The organism is Sphingomonas mangrovi (assembly GCF_047975845.1).
Lineage (GTDB): Bacteria > Pseudomonadota > Alphaproteobacteria > Sphingomonadales > Sphingomonadaceae > Sphingomonas.
The window spans coordinates 68,278-84,209 of sequence record NZ_JBIUCZ010000016.1; the positions used below are offsets into that span (position 1 = coordinate 68,278).

General features: G+C 68.2%; 15 protein-coding genes and 1 pseudogene. 7 read left to right on the top strand and 9 right to left on the bottom strand.

What is annotated here, in order from left to right; all coding sequences use genetic code 11:
- The first annotated feature begins 155 nt into the window (after positions 1 to 155).
- From ACBY01_RS09790 to ACBY01_RS09800, 3 genes are all read left to right on the top strand, one after another.
- On the top strand, positions 156 to 1,772 hold the full coding sequence (locus ACBY01_RS09790) for a DUF5597 domain-containing protein (RefSeq protein WP_416460627.1): 1,617 nt from the start codon (positions 156 to 158) through the stop codon (positions 1,770 to 1,772).
- 19 nt (positions 1,773 to 1,791) lie between these two features.
- A complete protein-coding gene (locus ACBY01_RS09795) occupies positions 1,792 to 2,553 on the top strand; it encodes a ThuA domain-containing protein (RefSeq protein WP_416460628.1) in 762 nt (253 codons plus the stop codon).
- Positions 2,554 to 2,627: 74 nt separating this feature from the next.
- A complete protein-coding gene (locus ACBY01_RS09800; RefSeq protein WP_416460629.1) occupies positions 2,628 to 3,575 on the top strand; it encodes a YihY/virulence factor BrkB family protein in 948 nt (315 codons plus the stop codon).
- A gap of 153 nt (positions 3,576 to 3,728) precedes the next feature.
- Here the strand turns inward: ACBY01_RS09800 and ACBY01_RS09805 are convergent, their stop codons facing one another.
- From ACBY01_RS09805 to ACBY01_RS09815, 3 genes are all read right to left on the bottom strand, one after another.
- On the bottom strand, positions 3,729 to 4,790 hold the full coding sequence (locus tag ACBY01_RS09805; protein ID WP_416460630.1) for a PepSY-associated TM helix domain-containing protein: 1,062 nt from the start codon (positions 4,788 to 4,790) through the stop codon (positions 3,729 to 3,731).
- Positions 4,790 to 6,904 carry a TonB-dependent receptor gene (locus ACBY01_RS09810; RefSeq protein ID WP_416460641.1) on the bottom strand — a complete coding sequence of 705 codons (2,115 nt, stop codon included), beginning with the start codon at positions 6,902 to 6,904 and terminating at the stop codon, positions 4,790 to 4,792. Before ACBY01_RS09810 ends, ACBY01_RS09805 begins: the two co-directional genes overlap by 1 nt.
- A gap of 117 nt (positions 6,905 to 7,021) precedes the next feature.
- Positions 7,022 to 7,228: a hypothetical protein gene (locus tag ACBY01_RS09815; RefSeq protein WP_416460631.1), complete on the bottom strand. Its 207-nt coding sequence runs from the start codon at positions 7,226 to 7,228 to the stop codon at positions 7,022 to 7,024.
- 98 nt (positions 7,229 to 7,326) lie between these two features.
- Between ACBY01_RS09815 and ACBY01_RS09820 the strand changes: the two genes are divergently transcribed.
- The 3 genes from ACBY01_RS09820 to ACBY01_RS09830 all read left to right on the top strand — a co-directional run bounded on the left by ACBY01_RS09820 (position 7,327) and on the right by ACBY01_RS09830 (position 10,194).
- The gene (locus ACBY01_RS09820) at positions 7,327 to 8,214 is read left to right on the top strand and encodes a LysR family transcriptional regulator (RefSeq protein WP_416460632.1); all 888 of its coding nucleotides are present in this window, start codon (positions 7,327 to 7,329) and stop codon (positions 8,212 to 8,214) included.
- A gap of 232 nt (positions 8,215 to 8,446) precedes the next feature.
- A complete protein-coding gene (locus tag ACBY01_RS09825; protein ID WP_416460633.1) occupies positions 8,447 to 9,628 on the top strand; it encodes an acyltransferase family protein in 1,182 nt (393 codons plus the stop codon).
- The gene (locus ACBY01_RS09830; protein WP_416460634.1) at positions 9,625 to 10,194 is read left to right on the top strand and encodes a L,D-transpeptidase family protein; all 570 of its coding nucleotides are present in this window, start codon (positions 9,625 to 9,627) and stop codon (positions 10,192 to 10,194) included. The genes ACBY01_RS09825 and ACBY01_RS09830 overlap by 4 nt, the downstream gene beginning before the upstream one ends.
- 43 nt (positions 10,195 to 10,237) lie before the next feature.
- Here ACBY01_RS09830 and ACBY01_RS09835 read toward each other — a convergent pair whose 3' ends face one another.
- The 3 genes from ACBY01_RS09835 to ACBY01_RS09845 form a co-directional block, all read right to left on the bottom strand.
- A complete protein-coding gene (locus ACBY01_RS09835; protein ID WP_416460635.1) occupies positions 10,238 to 10,975 on the bottom strand; it encodes an SIMPL domain-containing protein in 738 nt (245 codons plus the stop codon).
- A gap of 198 nt (positions 10,976 to 11,173) precedes the next feature.
- A complete protein-coding gene (locus ACBY01_RS09840) occupies positions 11,174 to 11,806 on the bottom strand; it encodes a DUF1287 domain-containing protein (protein WP_416460636.1) in 633 nt (210 codons plus the stop codon).
- A 42-nt stretch (positions 11,807 to 11,848) separates the two neighbouring features.
- The gene (locus ACBY01_RS09845) at positions 11,849 to 12,745 is read right to left on the bottom strand and encodes a LysR family transcriptional regulator (RefSeq protein ID WP_416460637.1); all 897 of its coding nucleotides are present in this window, start codon (positions 12,743 to 12,745) and stop codon (positions 11,849 to 11,851) included.
- A 96-nt stretch (positions 12,746 to 12,841) separates the two neighbouring features.
- Here ACBY01_RS09845 and ACBY01_RS09850 point away from each other — a divergent pair.
- A pseudogene (locus tag ACBY01_RS09850) lies at positions 12,842 to 13,699 on the top strand (aldo/keto reductase family oxidoreductase); the annotation flags it as partial.
- Between the two features lie 47 nt (positions 13,700 to 13,746).
- Here the strand turns inward: ACBY01_RS09850 and ACBY01_RS09855 are convergent.
- From ACBY01_RS09855 to ACBY01_RS09865, 3 genes are all read right to left on the bottom strand, one after another.
- Positions 13,747 to 14,340 carry a DUF2846 domain-containing protein gene (locus ACBY01_RS09855; RefSeq protein ID WP_416460638.1) on the bottom strand — a complete coding sequence of 198 codons (594 nt, stop codon included), beginning with the start codon at positions 14,338 to 14,340 and terminating at the stop codon, positions 13,747 to 13,749.
- A 37-nt stretch (positions 14,341 to 14,377) separates the two neighbouring features.
- On the bottom strand, positions 14,378 to 15,136 hold the full coding sequence (locus tag ACBY01_RS09860; RefSeq protein WP_416460639.1) for a hypothetical protein: 759 nt from the start codon (positions 15,134 to 15,136) through the stop codon (positions 14,378 to 14,380).
- Between the two features lie 125 nt (positions 15,137 to 15,261).
- Positions 15,262 to 15,900: a tetratricopeptide repeat protein gene (locus ACBY01_RS09865; RefSeq protein WP_416460642.1), complete on the bottom strand. Its 639-nt coding sequence runs from the start codon at positions 15,898 to 15,900 to the stop codon at positions 15,262 to 15,264.
- Between the last annotated feature and the right edge of the window lie 32 nt (positions 15,901 to 15,932).

Consider the following 15,932-nt stretch of genomic DNA (forward strand, 5'->3'; position numbering starts at 1 on the left):
CGTGATGCCAAAGGTGGCGGGCTCCATCGATGGTGTTGCGGCACCGGCCGTGCAACGCATTCCGTATCTGCTCCCAAGTCAGCCGGCGGCGGCGGCAACAGGGTCGAGCGATCTGTCGAACGAACACCCGAGACAACGATAAGAAGGGGAGGACCATGCGGATCATCGGAACGGCCGTCGCCGCCATGCTGGCGCTCTCGGCACCCGTCGCGGCGCAGGAGACCGCCGTGCCGCGGATCGTCACCCGGGATGGTCGCCATGCGCTGATGGTCGACGGTGCACCGTTCCTGATCCTGGGCGCACAGGTAAACAACTCCAGCGCCTGGCCTGCTGCGATGGACAAGGTCTGGCCGACGATGGAGGCGCTGCACGTCAACACGGTGGAGGTGCCGATCGCCTGGGAGCAGATCGAGGCCAGGGAGGGCGTGTTCGACTTCTCCTATGTCGATCTGCTGCTGGAACAGGCACGCGAGCGGAACCTCCGGCTCGTCCTGCTGTGGTTCGGGACGTGGAAGAACACCAACCCGCAGTACACGCCCGCCTGGGTGAAGCTGGACAACAAGCGCTTTCCCCGGATGCGCAAGCCGGATGGGAGCAATCACTATGCGCTGTCGCCGTTCGGACGCGAGACGCTCGCCGCCGACAGTCGCGCCTTCACCGCCTTCATCCGCCATCTGAAAGCGGCCGATCCGCAGAATACGGTCGTGATGGTGCAGGTGCAGAACGAGCCCGGCTCCTACGGCCTGCCGCGCGACCATTCGCCGGAAGCGAACGCGGCCTTCGCCGGCCCGGTACCCACCGCGTTGCTGCGCCAGATGAAGAAGCGGCCCGGTACGTGGGAAGCGGTGTTCGGGCGCGATGCCGAACTCTACTTCCACGCCTGGCACGTCGCCCGCTACATCGATCGGGTCGCGGCGGCGGGGAAGGCGGTCAAGCCGATCCCCATGTACGTCAACGCCGCGCTTCCCGGCGACCCGTTCACCTATCAGGAGCCCAAGAGCTACGCGAGCGGCGGCCCAGCCAATACGGTGATCGACGTGTACAAGGCCGCGGCGCCGAACCTCGATCTGCTGGCGCCCGACATCTACAATCCGGATCACAAGGCGTATCTGGGGTTCCTCGACGCCTACGACCGCCCGGACAATCCGTTGTTCGTGCCGGAGACCGGCCATGCCAAGGAATATGCCCGCTACGTCTTCGAGGCGGTGGGGCGGGGCGCGATCGGCTGGGCGCCGTTCGGTATGGACGGCAACCGCTACCTCTCCACGCTGCCGCCGACGCCCAAGCTGAACGACGAGGCGATCGCGCCGTTCGCCGCCCACTTCGCCTTGTTCCGCCCGATCGCGCGGCTGTGGGCGAAGCTCGCCTTCGCCGGCAAGACCTGGGGCGCGGCCGAGCCCAACGACCCCGCCGACGCGCATACCCAGGTGATGCAGCTCGGCCCCTACGTCGCCACCGCCAGCTTCGGCCGATCCGACTTCGGCACGGCGCCGCCCAAGGGCAATGCTGAGCCGTCGGGCGGCGTGGCGATCGCCGAACTCGCGCCGGACGAATATCTGGTCACGGGCTTTCGGGCGCGGGTGGACTTCGATCTGGCGGACAAGCGCGTCGCCAACCTGATCTACGATCGGATCGAGCAGGGCCATTACGACGCGGAGGGCCGATGGGTGTTCGAGCGCGTGTGGAACGGCGATCAGGCGGACTGGGGGCTGAACTTCACCGCCGCGCCGCAATGGCTGCGGGTGAAGCTGGCCAGCTATCCCAAGCGCTAACGGGAAAGGGGAAGCGAGGATGAAGACGCGTCTGTTGCTGGCCGCGATCGCGGCGGTCATGCCCTTGCCCGCCTGGGCCGATCCGCAGTTCAAGCTGCTCGTGCTCGCGATGCCGAGCAAATATCATTACGAGTATATCCCCACTGCCCGCGACGGGATCGAAGGGCTCGCCAAGCTCCATGCGTTCGATTTCGACTGGACGCACGATCCCGGCGTGCTGGAGCGCGATCTCAGCGGCTACGCCGCGGTGATGCTGCTCAACACGCCGGTGGAGGAGCTGAAGCCGGCGGCACGGCGCGGGTTCGAGACGTACATGAACGCGGGCGGCAACGCGATGGTGGTGCATCGCGCGGCGATCTCGGCGCCCGGCGATTGGCCGTGGTACGAAAAGCTGGTCGGCCGCACCGTCGGCGTGCATCCGATGTTGCAGACCGGTGTCGTGACGGTGGTCGACAAGCGCTTCCCGGCCACGTTCAGCCTGCCGGACCGCTGGATCTGGAGCGACGAATTCTACACCACGACGAACCCCTATCGTGTCCGCATCAACACCGTTCTGGGCGTCGATGAATCGAGCTACGACCCGACCAAGATCTGGCCCGGGCAGGTGTCGCGCCCGATGGGCAGGGATCACCCGATCGCCTGGTACCAGTCCTATGGCAAAGGGCGGGTCTTCGTGACGACGCTGGGCCACGAAGGTGCGATGTATCGCAACCCGCAGTACCTGTCGCACTTGTTGGGCGGCATCTACTGGGTCTCGACCGGGCGCGGCATTGCGCCGTGACGGCGCTTCGTTAGTCTCGGGCAGCATACGGCCGATCGCGAGCCGCATGATCCACCACTCGCGCTGACCAAGGATTGCCTGCCATCGCCATCCTGTCCGCCCTGTTCGACAATCCCGCGACGCGCTGGTGGTCGCACGTCACCCGCGCCCCGCAGGGAGAAGCGGGCGGCGCGCCCTGGCGGCTGGGGCTGCGCGACTGGGGTCGGGCCGCGGCGCGCACGCTGAACGGGGCGATGGTGGACGATTTCGGGATCATCGCCAGCTCGATCGCCTTCGCGGCCTTCCTGTCGATCCTGCCGCTGCTCAGCCTCGTCGCGCTGACGTACGCGAATCTGGTGCCGCCCGACGTCGTGGCGTCCAACATCGCCACCTTGGTCGGAATCCTTCCCGACGAGGCGCGCCGGCTGGTCCGCGGCTGGCTGGCCAACAGCCTCGCGCGTCGCGACGCGGATGGGTTGGCTTTGCTGCTCTCGGTGGCCTTGACCCTGTTCAGCGCCCGGCGCGCGGGTCGCTCGCTCCTGCACGGGATCAACGTGGCGAGCGGGATCGAGCAGGATCGCGGCACGCCCGCACGCCAGATCACCTCATTGCTGGTCGTCCTCGCGCTGGCCGCATTGTTGCTGAGCGCGCTGGTGTCGATCACCGTTCTGGCGCTGCTCCAGAGCCTCGTCCCAAACGACCTGCCGGCCTCCAACCGATTGTTCGAATGGCTGCTGTGGGGATCGCTGACGCTCGGCCCGGCAGGAGCGCTGCTCCTGATCTATCGCTATGCTGCCGCCAAGCGACCGATCCCCTGGCGCTGGACGCTGCCCGGTACGCTGACGGCGGTGCCGCTGTGGATCGGTGCGACGCTGGCGTTCCGTTTCTATGTCGCCCACCTCGCGAGCTATGGCAGTACCTATGGCTCGCTGTCGGCGGTGGTCGTTCTGCAACTCTGGCTGATGCTCTCTGCCTACATCCTTCTTCTGGGAGCGCGGCTGAACGCGGAAGCGATGCGCGGGGCGGGGAGGGTGGAATGGTGAGCGTCCCGCCTGAGCAATACCGCAACCGGCTGCTCGCGCTGATCGCCTCGGCCTGATCATCCCCGCTGCGGGGTCCGCAACGTGACGCGCTGGTGCGACGGTCGGCGCATGGTTGCGAGGCAGACTGCGCTTCCCGAACCCGCCTGTGCGATATCAAGCGGCTTCTCGCCTTCTCCGTTTCGCCTGCGCGATGTTCCACTGCGTCCGCCAGAAGCCATAGACCGCCAGGCTGCCGAGCATCCCCAACGCGATCCCGGATAAGCTCATCACGAGCTTCCAGAGAAGACCGCCCGTTTTGGCGGCATGGATCGGGTAGAGCTTCTCGCGGATCGATGCCGCAGCGCCCGCGCCTGCCGGATCGACACGGCCGACGATCTTCAGCGTGACCGGGTCGGCATAGACGAAGGTTCGTCCGTTCGGCGTCCATTCGAAAGGTTGGCGAAGCCGCAGAACGACGGGAGTGCCCCGTTTCCGCGGCCATTGCAGGCGGCGAACCTCGGCGTCCGGAAACATCCGGGCGGCAGCCAGGAACAGCGGCGTCAGATCGTGTCTGTCTGGTTCGTCCGACACGGGAGCGACTTGCGGCGCGTGCGGGCGTGTCTCGGCGAGCAAGGGGCCGCCCAATGCGGGGAAGATCATCAGCACGCCCGTCGCCAGCGATACGAGCAGCAACGGCGCGGTCACCACGCCAGCATCGCGATGGTGGTGAACGATCGCACCCGGCTTCATCGTCGCAGGCCATAGCCGCAGGCGAAAGCGGCTGCGCGTCCGCCACCACAGAACGACGCCGCTGACGACGAAGAACAAGCCGACCATTCCGGCCAAGCCCGTGATCGCTTCTCCCGTGTCGCCGATCAGCAGGCGGTGATGAAGGTCGAACAGCCACAGTTCGGGCCGCTGCCACGAGGCCGACCAGCGCCCGACCGTTTCGCCCGCTTGGCTCAGATACGCACCGCTACCGTCCGCGAAGACGGCTTGGTGCACCCCCAGATCGTCGCCCGCGAAGGTGATGCGGTCGATCGCCGGCGACCCGTCCGACATCGCGTTCGCGATCCGGGCCAGCGATGCCGGATCGCTACGGACGGGGTCGCTGGCATGCGCGACGAAGGTCAGTTCGTGCCGCCACACGAGCAGCGTGCCGGTCAGCCCCAGCACCGCCAGCAGCAGCCCCCCGATCGCGCCGATCCAGCGATGCAGCAGCGACAGGATGCGCATCAGAAGGCGGCTTGCCAGCCGAGCGTGAAGTTGCGACCCCGGCCCGTGTAGAAGCGGGCATTGTCTGTCGGACCCTGCGTATCGCTGTAGTAGGTGACGTAGTCGGTGTTGCCGAGGTTCTGAACGCTCAGCATCATCCGGCCGACCGGCAGCTCGTACGCGACATAGGCATCGAACAGCCGATAGCCGGCAAAGTCGTTGGCGACAGGCTGCCCTTCGAACCGGCGGGACAGATAGTAGCGGCCCTGCACCCGCGCACTGAGAGGCCCGCGGCTGTAGTCCAGGTTGAGGTTGAGGCGGTCCGGCGAGATATTGGCGCCGTCGAGATCGGCGTCCGGAACGCCATCGGCGTCCGTGTCGGTGCGCCCGTCGACGTGGCTGAAACCGGTGCCGACCTTGAAGCCGGGCAGGGGCGTGCGGACGGCGAGGTTGAGTTCCAGACCTTCGATGTCGACGGGCTGGCGCGCGACGTTGAAAAAGCCGTCGCTGTTGCGCACCAGGAGCTGCCCCAGATCGCTGGACGACCAATAATAGGTGGCGCTGGCTTCCAGCGGGCCCTGCGTCACTTCGACCCCGGCCTCCCGGTTGTTGGAGATCACGGGCGTCAGGTCGAGGAAGTCGGTGATCCGAACGCCGGGCTGGCTGATGCCGCGCAGCACGCGACCGATATCGGCGATGGTATAGCCTTCCGCATAGCTGCCATAGGCTCGGATACCCTTCGCCGGTTCCAGCACGACACCGCCGTTCCACAGCGCCCGCTTGAAGGACGGCTTGCCCCCCGTCACCGCCCGCCCGCCAGCGCTGGCAAGCGTCGTGTAATCGGGGATATCGAGCCGCACGTTCTCATACCGGACGCCGCCCGCCAAGCGGACGACGCCGTCGAACAGCTTCAGATTGGCCTGGCCGAACGGGGCAAGGCTGCGGAAGTCGGTCTGCGGAACCCAGATGCGGCCGGTTTGCACCAGGTCCTGCTTGGTGCGATCGATCAGTGCGTCGAAGCCGGCGGTGAGCGTCAGCGCCTCCAGCCCGGGTACCGCGCGCTCGTAGCTGACCTTGCCGCCGAGCTTGCGCGATACGTTGCGCGACTGGTCGAAGAGCGTCCCCACCGGCGCGATCCGCGCATCCTGGAACGTCGCATGCGTCCCGCCGGCGAACGTATCGCTGGTGCGATTGTAGAAGCCCTGCAGGGTGAACGCGCCGCCGGCCAGATCGCCGTCGGTAAGCGATACCGACACCATTTCGGCAATGCCGGTGGAGGGTTGCCCCAGCGTCTCTCCGCGTCGGCTGGTGGCGGGGATGCCGAGCGTTCGGCTGCCGTCTACGGGGACGTAATGGTTGTTGCCGTTCAGCTTGAAGCGGTTGGCGATCACCTCGACGCGGGCCGTGTCGGAAAGATCGAGCCCGACCCGACCGAAGAAGGACAGGCTGTCCGTGTCCTGTATCTCGCTCTGGTTGCCGTCGAGGCCGATCCGCCGGCCGCGACCGTCGAGGAAGACGCCCCGCCGCTCGAAGGCGACGCCGGCGGTGGCGTCGAACCGGCCGCTGCGGAGGTTGACGAGCCCGGCGACCTTCCCGCCCAGCGAAGCTCCGGAGAAATCGTCGCCGCTGTTCCCCTGGAGCAGCGTTCGTCCGCTCCAGCCGTTTTCCTTGGGCGCACGCGCGGTGACCTGATTGACCACGCCGCCGGTCGCGCCGATGCCTTGCAGCGCGTTGGAGCCGTAGATCACCTCGATCCGATCGATGAAGAAGGGATCGATGGTGTAGCCGTCGCGGGCACCGTCGCGGATCGGCGTGGTCTGCGGGATACCGTTGATGGCGTAGAGAGGCGATCGGCCGCGCAGCGTTTCGCCGAAGCCGGTGATCTTCTCGCGGCTGGGCGAGAACGCGGGCAACAGTGCGGACACCGCATCGACGACCGATCCGGAAACCGCGACCTGACGCGACAGCGTGTCGCGATCGATCACGTCCACCGTCAACGGCAAGGCGCTCGCCGGCAGCTTGGTTCGCGCGGCAGTGACGACGATGTCTTCCTGCCGAACGTCGACGCCTTCGTCGCCTGGTTGCGCGTCCTGTGCGCTGGCGTTGCCGCTCCACAGTGCAGCGGCGGCGAACATGCTGGATACGATCTTCACTGGCTTCCCCTTTTGCGGGGGCGCATAGAAGCGAGAAGCACGTTCTGCAAGCGTGTCGCATTAGCATGATATGGTGCGGAGTCGGGTTCCGGTCCGCCTTCAGCTTGAAAACGGGCGCAGTCGGACAGGCCATGTGTATCCGACGGGTCCGATGGACCGTAGCGGTGCGTTCAGGCCACCGCCGCGATCGCGGTAGCGAAGTGCATAGGAGGCGAGGGGCTGGCCGAGGATCGCGGTCAGGCGCTTGCGATCACCTTCATCGGGGATCATCCCGTCGAGGACGTAGCGCTCGGCCACCAATTGCATCGCGTTGGGGGTACCGGGTTGGCAGCTGCGAAGATGTGTGATCCATAGAGGCGCAACTAGACGCCATCTTCATACGTGGCGTCTCACTGGTGAAACGAATGGACCTGCTCGCGCTTGCCGATTTCACCCTCGTCGCGCGGCATGGCGGCTTCGGCAAGGCCGCCCGCGCCGCCGGCCGCCCCAAAGCCACCCTGTCGCGGCGGGTCGCCGAACTGGAGGCAGGTCTGGGCCTGCGCCTCTTCGAACGCGGCGCGCGCGATCTAAAGCTGACCGAGGAAGGGCGGGCGCTGTTCGAGCGGGCGGGGGCGCTGCTCACCGACCTGGAGGAGACGGCGGCAGCGATCGCGGCCGGTGGCGAGCGGCCGCGCGGGCGGCTGCGGATCAGCGCACCGCTGCTGTTTTCCCAGACGGCAATGGGCAGGCTTGCCGCAGAGTTCGCACTCCGCTTTCCGGACGTCCGGCTGGAGGTTACGACCGAGGACCGGCCCGTCGATATGGTCGAGGAAGGCTATGACCTCGTGATCCGGGTCGATCCCCGGCCGGACGAAACACTGATCGGCCGGCCGTTTCTGCACGATCGGTTGGTGGTCGTAGCCAGTCCCGATCTGCCGAAGCCGGGCGATGCGGCGGTGCCGGCGGTGGTACGCGGCGGTGATCGCGTGACGAGCTGGGCACTGGCCGCATCGTCGGGACGCGCGAGGATCACGGTCGATCCGGTGCTTCGGCTGTCCTCTCTGGTGATGATCCGCGATGCGGTGTGCGCGGGCGTCGGCGCGGCGCGCTTGCCCGTGTCGCTGGTCAGCCGCGATCTTGCGGCCGGGCGGCTCGTGCATTGGGGCGATGTGGCAGGATCGGACATCGCGCTATGGGCGCTCTATCCCTCGCGCCGGCTTCTCAGTGCGCGCGTCTCCGCCTTCCTCGATCTGCTGAAGCAGGCGTTTCCCACTGCATCGCCGGAGGAACTCGCTGCCTTTCTGAACCCGTGAAGGGTGACTGCTTCGGGTGCCGATCCACACGAGGACGCTAATCCCGTTTTCCGACGCGGACGTGGCGAGATCCTCTTTGATAGCGCGCGCAGCCGATGCGCTCTGTCGTGTTCAAGTCCTCGTCGTCGCGATCACCGAACTGCAGCGACGCACGACAACAAAGGGGCTTGTGGTTTCTGGGCAAATGCATGAGCTGCTTTCGCTCGCGCAGTTCCGCGCCGGGGAGAGGGACGTGGACACAGCATCGGCCGCCACTTCGACGACCGCCGTGGCGCCGGCGAAAAGTCACTATGTCGTGCTCGATGGCTTGCGCGGCGTGGCGGCGCTGATGGTCGTGGTCTTCCACATCTTCGAGGCGTATTCGGGGGGCGATCCGACCCAGCAGATCATCAACCACGGCTATCTCGCGGTGGACTTCTTCTTCCTGCTGTCGGGCTTCGTGATCGCCTATGCCTATGACGATCGCTGGGGCCGGATGGGCCAGTGGGACTTCTACAAGCGGCGGCTGATCCGGCTTCAGCCGATGGTCGCGCTGGGCAGCGTGATCGGCGCGGCATTGTTCTATTTCCAGGCAGGCCAGCTCTTCCCCGGCATCGCCGACACCCCGGCGTGGCAGGTGCTGCTCGTCATGCTGCTCGGCTGCACGCTGCTGCCGCTTCCCAAGGCGTTCGACATTCGCGGCTGGGACGAGATCCACCCACTCAATGGCCCGGCCTGGTCGCTGTTCTACGAGTATCTCGCCAACATCGGCTATGCGCTGGTCTTCCGGCGGCTGTCGAAGCCGGCGCTGGCGGTCCTGGTGGTCCTCGCCGCGGCGCTGTTGCTGGAGGTGGCGCTGCTCGGCGAGCGGCGCGATCTGATCGGCGGCTGGGCGCTCGATCTCGACGGGCTGCACATCGGCTTCGCGCGACTGCTCTACCCGTTCCTCGCCGGCATGCTGCTGATGCGGCTGGGCATGCGCATCCGCAGCCGCCACGCCTTTGCGTGGTGCGCCCTGCTGCTGGTCGAGGCGCTGTCGCTCCCGCGCTTCGGCGACACGCCGCATCACTGGAGCAACGGCCTGTACGACGCGCTGTGCGTGCTGCTGCTGTTCCCGCTGATCGTCGCGATCGGCGCAGGCGAGAAGCAGGTCGACGGCGTGTCCGTGCGGATCGCGCGCTTCTTCGGCGACCTGTCCTTCCCGCTGTACATCACCCATTATCCGCTGATCTATTTCTACACCGCCTGGGTCGTCGACAATCAGGTGCCCGCGTGGCGGGGTGCCGTCTGGGGCGTCGTGCTGCTGATCGCGGCGGTGGCGATCGCCTTCGCCAGCCTCAAGCTGTACGACGAGCCGGTTCGGCGCTGGCTCAGCGCGCGCCTGCTGAGGAACCGCGGACTGCCGCTGTCTGCGCTCGCGGGAGAGGCGCGATGAAGTCGAGGCGGATCGTTCGCGCGCTCGTCCTCGCCGGGGTCCTCGTCGTCGGGGCGATCGGCTACACGCTCGTCATGGCGCGCATCGGCTCGGGCACGGCGCCGGCGATGGCGCCGGCCGAGCGGCAGGCCGACCGCATCCTCGTGTCCAAGGCCGACCGGCGCCTGCACCTGCTGCGCAGCGGGGTGCCGATCCGGACCTACCGCATCGTGATGGGTGCGAACTGGGATCAGGGTGCCAAACGGCAGGAAGGCGACGAGCGCACGCCCGAGGGGCGTTACGTGATCGACTGGCGCAACCCACGGTCTTCGGCGCATCTGAGCCTCCACATCTCCTATCCGGACGCCGGCGACCGCGCGGCAGCGCAGCGGCGGAACGTCGCGCCGGGCGGCGACATCATGATCCACGGCCTGCCCAACGGCTGGGGCCTGCTCGCGCCGATCCACCGCCTGCACAACTGGACCGACGGCTGCATCGGCGTGACCAACGCCGAGATGGAGGAGATCTGGTCGCTGGTGCCGACCGGCACGCCGATCGCGATCCGCGCTGGCTCGCTGCGCGGCTAGCCCACAGCGACGGCGGGTGTCGGACGCCCGCCGCGGCGCCCCATCACCGCGGTTTGAGGACGAAGTCTACGCTGGTGGCGACCGTGCCGCTGTTGGTGCCGGCGAGTACCGGCGGCGGGGCGGCCTGCGGGCTCGCGCGGTCCGCCTGCTCATAGTCCATCATCTGCGGTATGCCGCCGCCCCCCGACGCGTCGCGGATCGACAGCACGCGGGCAATGCGAAGGTTCGCGGCGGCGGCATAGGCCTCCGCCTTCGCCCGTGCCGAGCGATAGGCGGCGCCATAGGCGCCTAGGCTCGCCTTCTCCGGATCGGAGACGGTCAGGTCGGGGCCGGATACGATGTTGGCACCGGCGGCGGTGACGGCGGCGATCGCGGGGCCGGCCTGCTTCGCGTCGCGGACGCGCACCGCGACCGTGTTGCTCGCCTCGTACTTGCCGCGGTTGGCGCCCCATTCGATCCGGCCGAGCGACACCCCGCGGGTCTGCAGGTCGCGCTCGGGGATGTTCAACTTGGCGAGCGCGGCGGTGATGCGGTTCATGATCTCGGCATTGCGGGCGCTGGCCGCCTGCGCGTTCGCGCCGATGCTGGACATGCCGGCGGTGAAGGTCGCCTGATCCGGCACCGTCTCGATGCGCGCGATGCCCGAGACGGAGAGCAGCGTCTCCTCCGGCCGAAGCCCGCGGGGGTCCGGCGGCGTCCGTCCGCACGCGGCGAGAGCGACGAGGCTGGGAAGAAGCGCGAGCCCGATGCTGCGCCGGCTGCGATATCGTTCGCTGAACATGCCTCGAAGCTACCGCCGGGAGGTTCCGGTGCAAGCGTTTCCTTCAGCTCGGGCAGACTAGTCTCCGTCTTTACAAGGATACGGGTGGATGCATACGCCCTAACAAGCTGAGATATTGTCATGAAACCTTGGATGATACTCGGTACAGCAGGACGCCATTCAGCAAGCTCAAGCAGCCGTCCCCTGTTCTGCGACCCCTCAGCCGTCGAGCGCCCAGCGATAGCGGCCGGTCAGGCTGTGGTCGAACAGCGCCACCTCTTCCCGCGTCCCCGCGCCGATGTTGTGGAGGATCGTGCCGGGCCGCCCGGTCGAGACGATGCCGATGTGCGGCAGGCGTCCGTCGATGCGGGCGGTGAAGATGTCTCCGGGTCGCCAGCCGGCGGGGCTGTCGGGGATCGGCAGCCGGGCATGGCGCCGTGCGAGGAAGGCGGCGAGGTTCGGCACCCGGCGGTGGTCGATGCTGCGATCGGTGGTGTGGAGGCCCCAGAGCCGCGGATAGGCGGCGAAGTTCGCGCGCATGTCGGCGTGCACCAGCGCCTGCAGGTCGAGCCCGAACGCGTCGCGGTAGGCGCGGATCACCACGTCGGTGCACACCCCCTTGCTGCGCGGCACGTCGCCGCCGGGGAAGGCGAGCCTGGTGTAGGCAGGATCATAGGCGGTGGTGACGCCGATCTGGCGTCGCGCCGCGGCGATCAGCGCCTTCGCGGTGCGTGCCGGTGCGGGTGCCGCCGGCACCGCCGACGCGGAGACGAGCAGCGCCACGCCGCCGATCAGCTGCCGGCGCGAGAGGAAGGCGCCGTCAGCGAGTGGTTCGAAAGAAGGGTCGCGCATGGTGCGACGATGCGCGTTAGCGGCCGCGAAGTAAAACCGGCGCTACTGCTTGATGAAGTCCAGAAAGGCGCGCAGCGGCGGCGGCACGAGGCGACGCCCGGAATAGTAGAGGAAGGGCCCGGAGAACGGCTGCCACCAGTCTTCCAGCACCGGCTCGAGTGCGCCGCGCTCCAGACAGGGGCGCACCCAATCTTCGAACAGATGGAGGATGCCGCCGCCGGCGACCGCCACGTCCACCAGCAGCTCGATCGCGCCGCCGACGCTCGCGACCAGCGGGCCTTGCGGTTCGACGCGGACGATTTCGCCGGCGCGCTCGAACTCCCACGGGCTGGTCATCGCGCCGCTCGCGAAGCGCCCGCGCAGGCAGGCGTGGTCGAGCAGGTCGCGTGGATGCCCGGGCCGGCCGTGCGCGTCGAGATAGGCGGGCGCCGCGACGGTTGCGAACCGCTGGACGCGCGGGCCGATCGGCACCGCGATCATGTCCTGCTCCAGCCGCTCGTCGTAGCGGATGCCGGCATCGCAGCCGGCGGCGACCATATCGACGAACCCGTCCTCCGCGACGATTTCGACCTGGATGTCGGGGAAGGCGGCGAGGAAGCCCGGCAGAATGGCGGGCAGTACCAGCCGGGCGGCGCTGATCGGCACGTTGAGGCGCAGCGTTCCCGCCGGACGGTGGCGGAAGCGGTCCACGACCTCGAGCGCCGCTTCCACCTCGCCGAGCGCCGGCGCCAGGCGCTCGATCAGCCGCGTGCCTGCCTCCGTCGGCGTGACGCTGCGCGTGGTGCGGTGGAGCAGGCGGACGCCGAGATGCGCCTCCAGCCGGCGCACCGCCTCGCTCAAGGTCGAGGCGCTCGCGCCCGCGGTTCGCGCCGCGTCGCGAAAGCCGCGCGCCTGCGCGACGGCCAGGAACGCGTTCAGATCGGCGAGATCGGCCTTCATCGTTCGGTTTTCCGTACAGCCCGTGCGGACAATGGCGGATTATCGGGACGATGCGCAACGCCTAGTTCGAGGACCGGCAAAGGAGACGAACATCAGGCTGGAACCTACCGCATGAGCGGACGCACGGTGAAGCGGCTGGGCTATGGCGCGATGCAGCTCGCCGGGCCCGGCGTCTTCGGCGAGCCGCGTGATCGCGACCAGGCGCTCGCGGTGCTGCACGCAGCGATCGCGGCCGGCGTGAACCACATCGACACCAGCGATTTCTATGGCCCGCACGTCACCAACCGGCTGATCCGCGAGGCGCTGGCGCCGTACCCGGAGGATCTGGTGATCGTCACCAAGATCGGCGCGCGCCGCGGCGAGGATGCGTCCTGGCTGCCGGCGTTCGAGGCGGACGATCTCGCCCGCGCGGTGGACGACAATCTGCGCAACCTGGGACTCGACGCACTCGACGTCGTCAACCTGCGGCTGATGTTCGACGTGCACGGTCCGGCCGAAGGCTCGCTCGCGGCGCCGCTGAAGGCGGTGGCCGAGCTGCAGCGGCAGGGGCTGGTGCGGCACATCGGCCTCAGCAACGTGACGCCGACGCAGCTGGACGAGGCGCGCGGCATCGCCGAGATCGTCTGCGTCCAGAACCAGTATAATCTCGCGCATCGCGGCGACGACGCCTTCATCGACACGCTGGCCGCGGACGGAATCGCCTATGTGCCGTTCTTCCCGCTCGGCGGGTTCAGCCCGCTCCAGTCGTCCGCGCTGTCGGACGTGGCGGCAAGGCTGGAGGCGACGCCGATGCAGGTCGCGCTCGCCTGGCTGCTGCAACGCGCACCCAACATCCTGCTGATCCCCGGCACATCGTCGCTCGCCCACCTGCAGGAGAACCTCGCCGCGGCGTCGCTCGTCCTTCCCGACGACGCGATCGCCGCTCTCGACGCGATCGGCGGCTCCGCCGGCTAGTAGACGGGATCGAGTGCGAGCCCGGTGCGTCCCCCGCCCCAGGCTCGTCACGCGAAGACGGTTCGGTCCTCGGTCCACTGCACCATCTTGGCGCGGCCGATCTCGAACCGCCCGTCGGCGAGCGACAGCCGTTCGTGCACCGTGACCGCGTGGGTCGCATTGACCTGCAGCATCGCGCGGAGCGTGACGAGGTCGCCGGCGGCGACGGTGAGGGTGGTCTCGGCATTGGACGGCTTCATGCCGTTGCGCGCCATCGCCGTCTCGATCGTGTAGCTGCCCGGCGGCACCTCTGCCATGACGAATTGGTTCATGCGGATCTGGCCGGAGGCGACGCCCTCGATCGCCACCTTCATCCCGGCCATGCCGCCCATGAACCCGCGCCGCACGACATAGATGCGCGCCATGCCGGGGGCGGGAACGAACGCCTGTGCGTCGGCCATCGCGGCGGGGGTGGCGGCCTTGCCGACCTTGTTGCCGGCGAGCACCCAGACGACATAGCCGAGCGGCGCCAGGATCAGGACCAGCGCGATCGGCCAGGCGATGCCGCCCGGAAGGCTGCCGAGCAGTGCCGGGCCCAGCAGGGCTCCGAACACCACCGCCACGACGGTGAGGACGATCCACTTGGTGTTGTCGGGTCGCATGTCGTTCCTTCTCGATCGGAGGGGAAGGGCGTGGGGCTCAGCCGGCCATGAGCGCGGCGGTGATCCGATCGGCCTGCTCGGCCGGCAGCGTGGCGACGGCCTCGGCAAGCGCCGAGCCGATCCGGCATTGTTCGTCGGCGCTCGCCCGCTCCAGCCCGCCGTTCGCGAGAAGGTCGAAGTCTTCGGGATTCAGGCCGCGGGCTTTCGAAGCCTTCATCCAGGCGGCGCTGTCCGTCGGCGACAGGGTGCTCGGACGCTGCACCGGCGCACGGGCGCCCGCGGCCATCGCGCGGAGCTGCGCGGCGGTGGCTTCGTCGAGCGCGCGCTGGAGCGCGAGTCCGGGCCGGTCGGCCGGCGTCAGTCCGTTGCCGGCGACATGCGCGCACAGCGTCGGCGAGTCGCTGCGGGCGATCCGGACGGTGCGGAGCTGTGCATTGCGGAACTCGGCCAAGCTGTCGTGCGGGGCCCGCGCGAGCAGCGACAGGTTGTCCATCGTAAAGCGGCGCATGAACGCGAAGGTCGAGGTGCGCAGCGCTTCGTTGCTGGCGCCGTCCTTCACCTGCGCGACCGCTTCGGTGCGAAGGCGGGCATAGTCCTCGGGGAAGCTCTTGCGCAGTTCCGCCGCCGTGGCCCGGCCGACGTCGATGCGTTCGAGCACCCGGTCGAACTGCTGTTCGGGGCTGAGGCTCATCGAGCGATAGAGTTCCGGCCCGAATTTCAAGGACAAGCCGACGAGGAGGGCGACGCCGACGCCTACCAGGATCTTCCAAAGATACGCGGTGCGGTAGTCGGTCATGGCAATTTCCCCCGTTCGAAAGAGAGGATTAGTCGGCGAATGCGGAATGTCTAGCGCCGAACTCGCGAAGTCTTCCGGCGCATAGCCACCGCGCCATTCGAGCTTCTGTAAGGTCTCGCGCGATGTCAGAGGCTCGGGTCCAGCGATGCGAGCGCGCGGCGCGCGGCGGCAAGCCCCGGATCGAGCGTGAGGGCGCGTCGGTAGGAGGCGGCGGCGAGCGTCGGGTCGCGTCGGACGCCCAATCCCGCCTGTTGCACGCGGCCGAGCTCCAGGCACGCCCCGGCATCGTTCAGATCGCAGGCGGTGTCGAACAGTTCTGCGGCCCGCGCCGGATCCTTGGCGGTCCCGGTGCCGCTTTGCAGCAGTCGGGCGAGATTGCCGCAGGCGAGCGCGTCCTTGGCAGCGCACGCCTGCTCGTACAGCGCGACCGCACGGACCGGATCGGCCTCGACGCCCAGCCCGTCGCGGTGGACGACGCCCAGATTGTAGCAGCCATTGGCATCGCCGCCCGCGCACGCCTTTTCGAACAGCGCGCGCGCCCGCGTCGGATCGGGGCGGATGCCGTCGCCCAGCGTGTAGGCGACACCCAGGCTCGAACAGCCGAAGGCGTTCCCCTCGTTGCAGGCGCCTTCGAAGTAGGCCATCGCCCGCGGCACGTCCTTGGTGACGCCTTCTCCCTTGGCATAGGCCAGGCCTAGGTGTTTGATCCCACGGTTTGATGGTGCGATCCTTTCGTTGGAATGGAAGGAAGCCGTATGGGACAGCTACGTCACGGGAGCGCCACGACCACGCACGC

What these genes read in the sequence shown, in the direction of transcription:
- ACBY01_RS09790 (WP_416460627.1), top strand. Translation starts at nt 156, where the DNA reads ATGCGGATCATCGGAACGGCCGTCGCCGCCATGCTGGCGCTCTCGGCA.
- ACBY01_RS09795 (WP_416460628.1), top strand. Translation starts at nt 1,792, where the DNA reads ATGAAGACGCGTCTGTTGCTGGCCGCGATCGCGGCGGTCATGCCCTTG.
- ACBY01_RS09805 (WP_416460630.1), bottom strand. Translation starts at nt 4,790, where the DNA reads ATGCGCATCCTGTCGCTGCTGCATCGCTGGATCGGCGCGATCGGGGGG.
- ACBY01_RS09810 (WP_416460641.1), bottom strand. Translation starts at nt 6,904, where the DNA reads ATGTTCGCCGCCGCTGCACTGTGGAGCGGCAACGCCAGCGCACAGGAC.
- ACBY01_RS09815 (WP_416460631.1), bottom strand. Translation starts at nt 7,228, where the DNA reads ATGCAATTGGTGGCCGAGCGCTACGTCCTCGACGGGATGATCCCCGAT.
- ACBY01_RS09820 (WP_416460632.1), top strand. Translation starts at nt 7,327, where the DNA reads ATGGACCTGCTCGCGCTTGCCGATTTCACCCTCGTCGCGCGGCATGGC.
- ACBY01_RS09830 (WP_416460634.1), top strand. Translation starts at nt 9,625, where the DNA reads ATGAAGTCGAGGCGGATCGTTCGCGCGCTCGTCCTCGCCGGGGTCCTC.
- ACBY01_RS09835 (WP_416460635.1), bottom strand. Translation starts at nt 10,975, where the DNA reads ATGTTCAGCGAACGATATCGCAGCCGGCGCAGCATCGGGCTCGCGCTT.
- ACBY01_RS09840 (WP_416460636.1), bottom strand. Translation starts at nt 11,806, where the DNA reads ATGCGCGACCCTTCTTTCGAACCACTCGCTGACGGCGCCTTCCTCTCG.
- ACBY01_RS09845 (WP_416460637.1), bottom strand. Translation starts at nt 12,745, where the DNA reads ATGAAGGCCGATCTCGCCGATCTGAACGCGTTCCTGGCCGTCGCGCAG.
- ACBY01_RS09855 (WP_416460638.1), bottom strand. Translation starts at nt 14,340, where the DNA reads ATGCGACCCGACAACACCAAGTGGATCGTCCTCACCGTCGTGGCGGTG.
- ACBY01_RS09860 (WP_416460639.1), bottom strand. Translation starts at nt 15,136, where the DNA reads ATGACCGACTACCGCACCGCGTATCTTTGGAAGATCCTGGTAGGCGTC.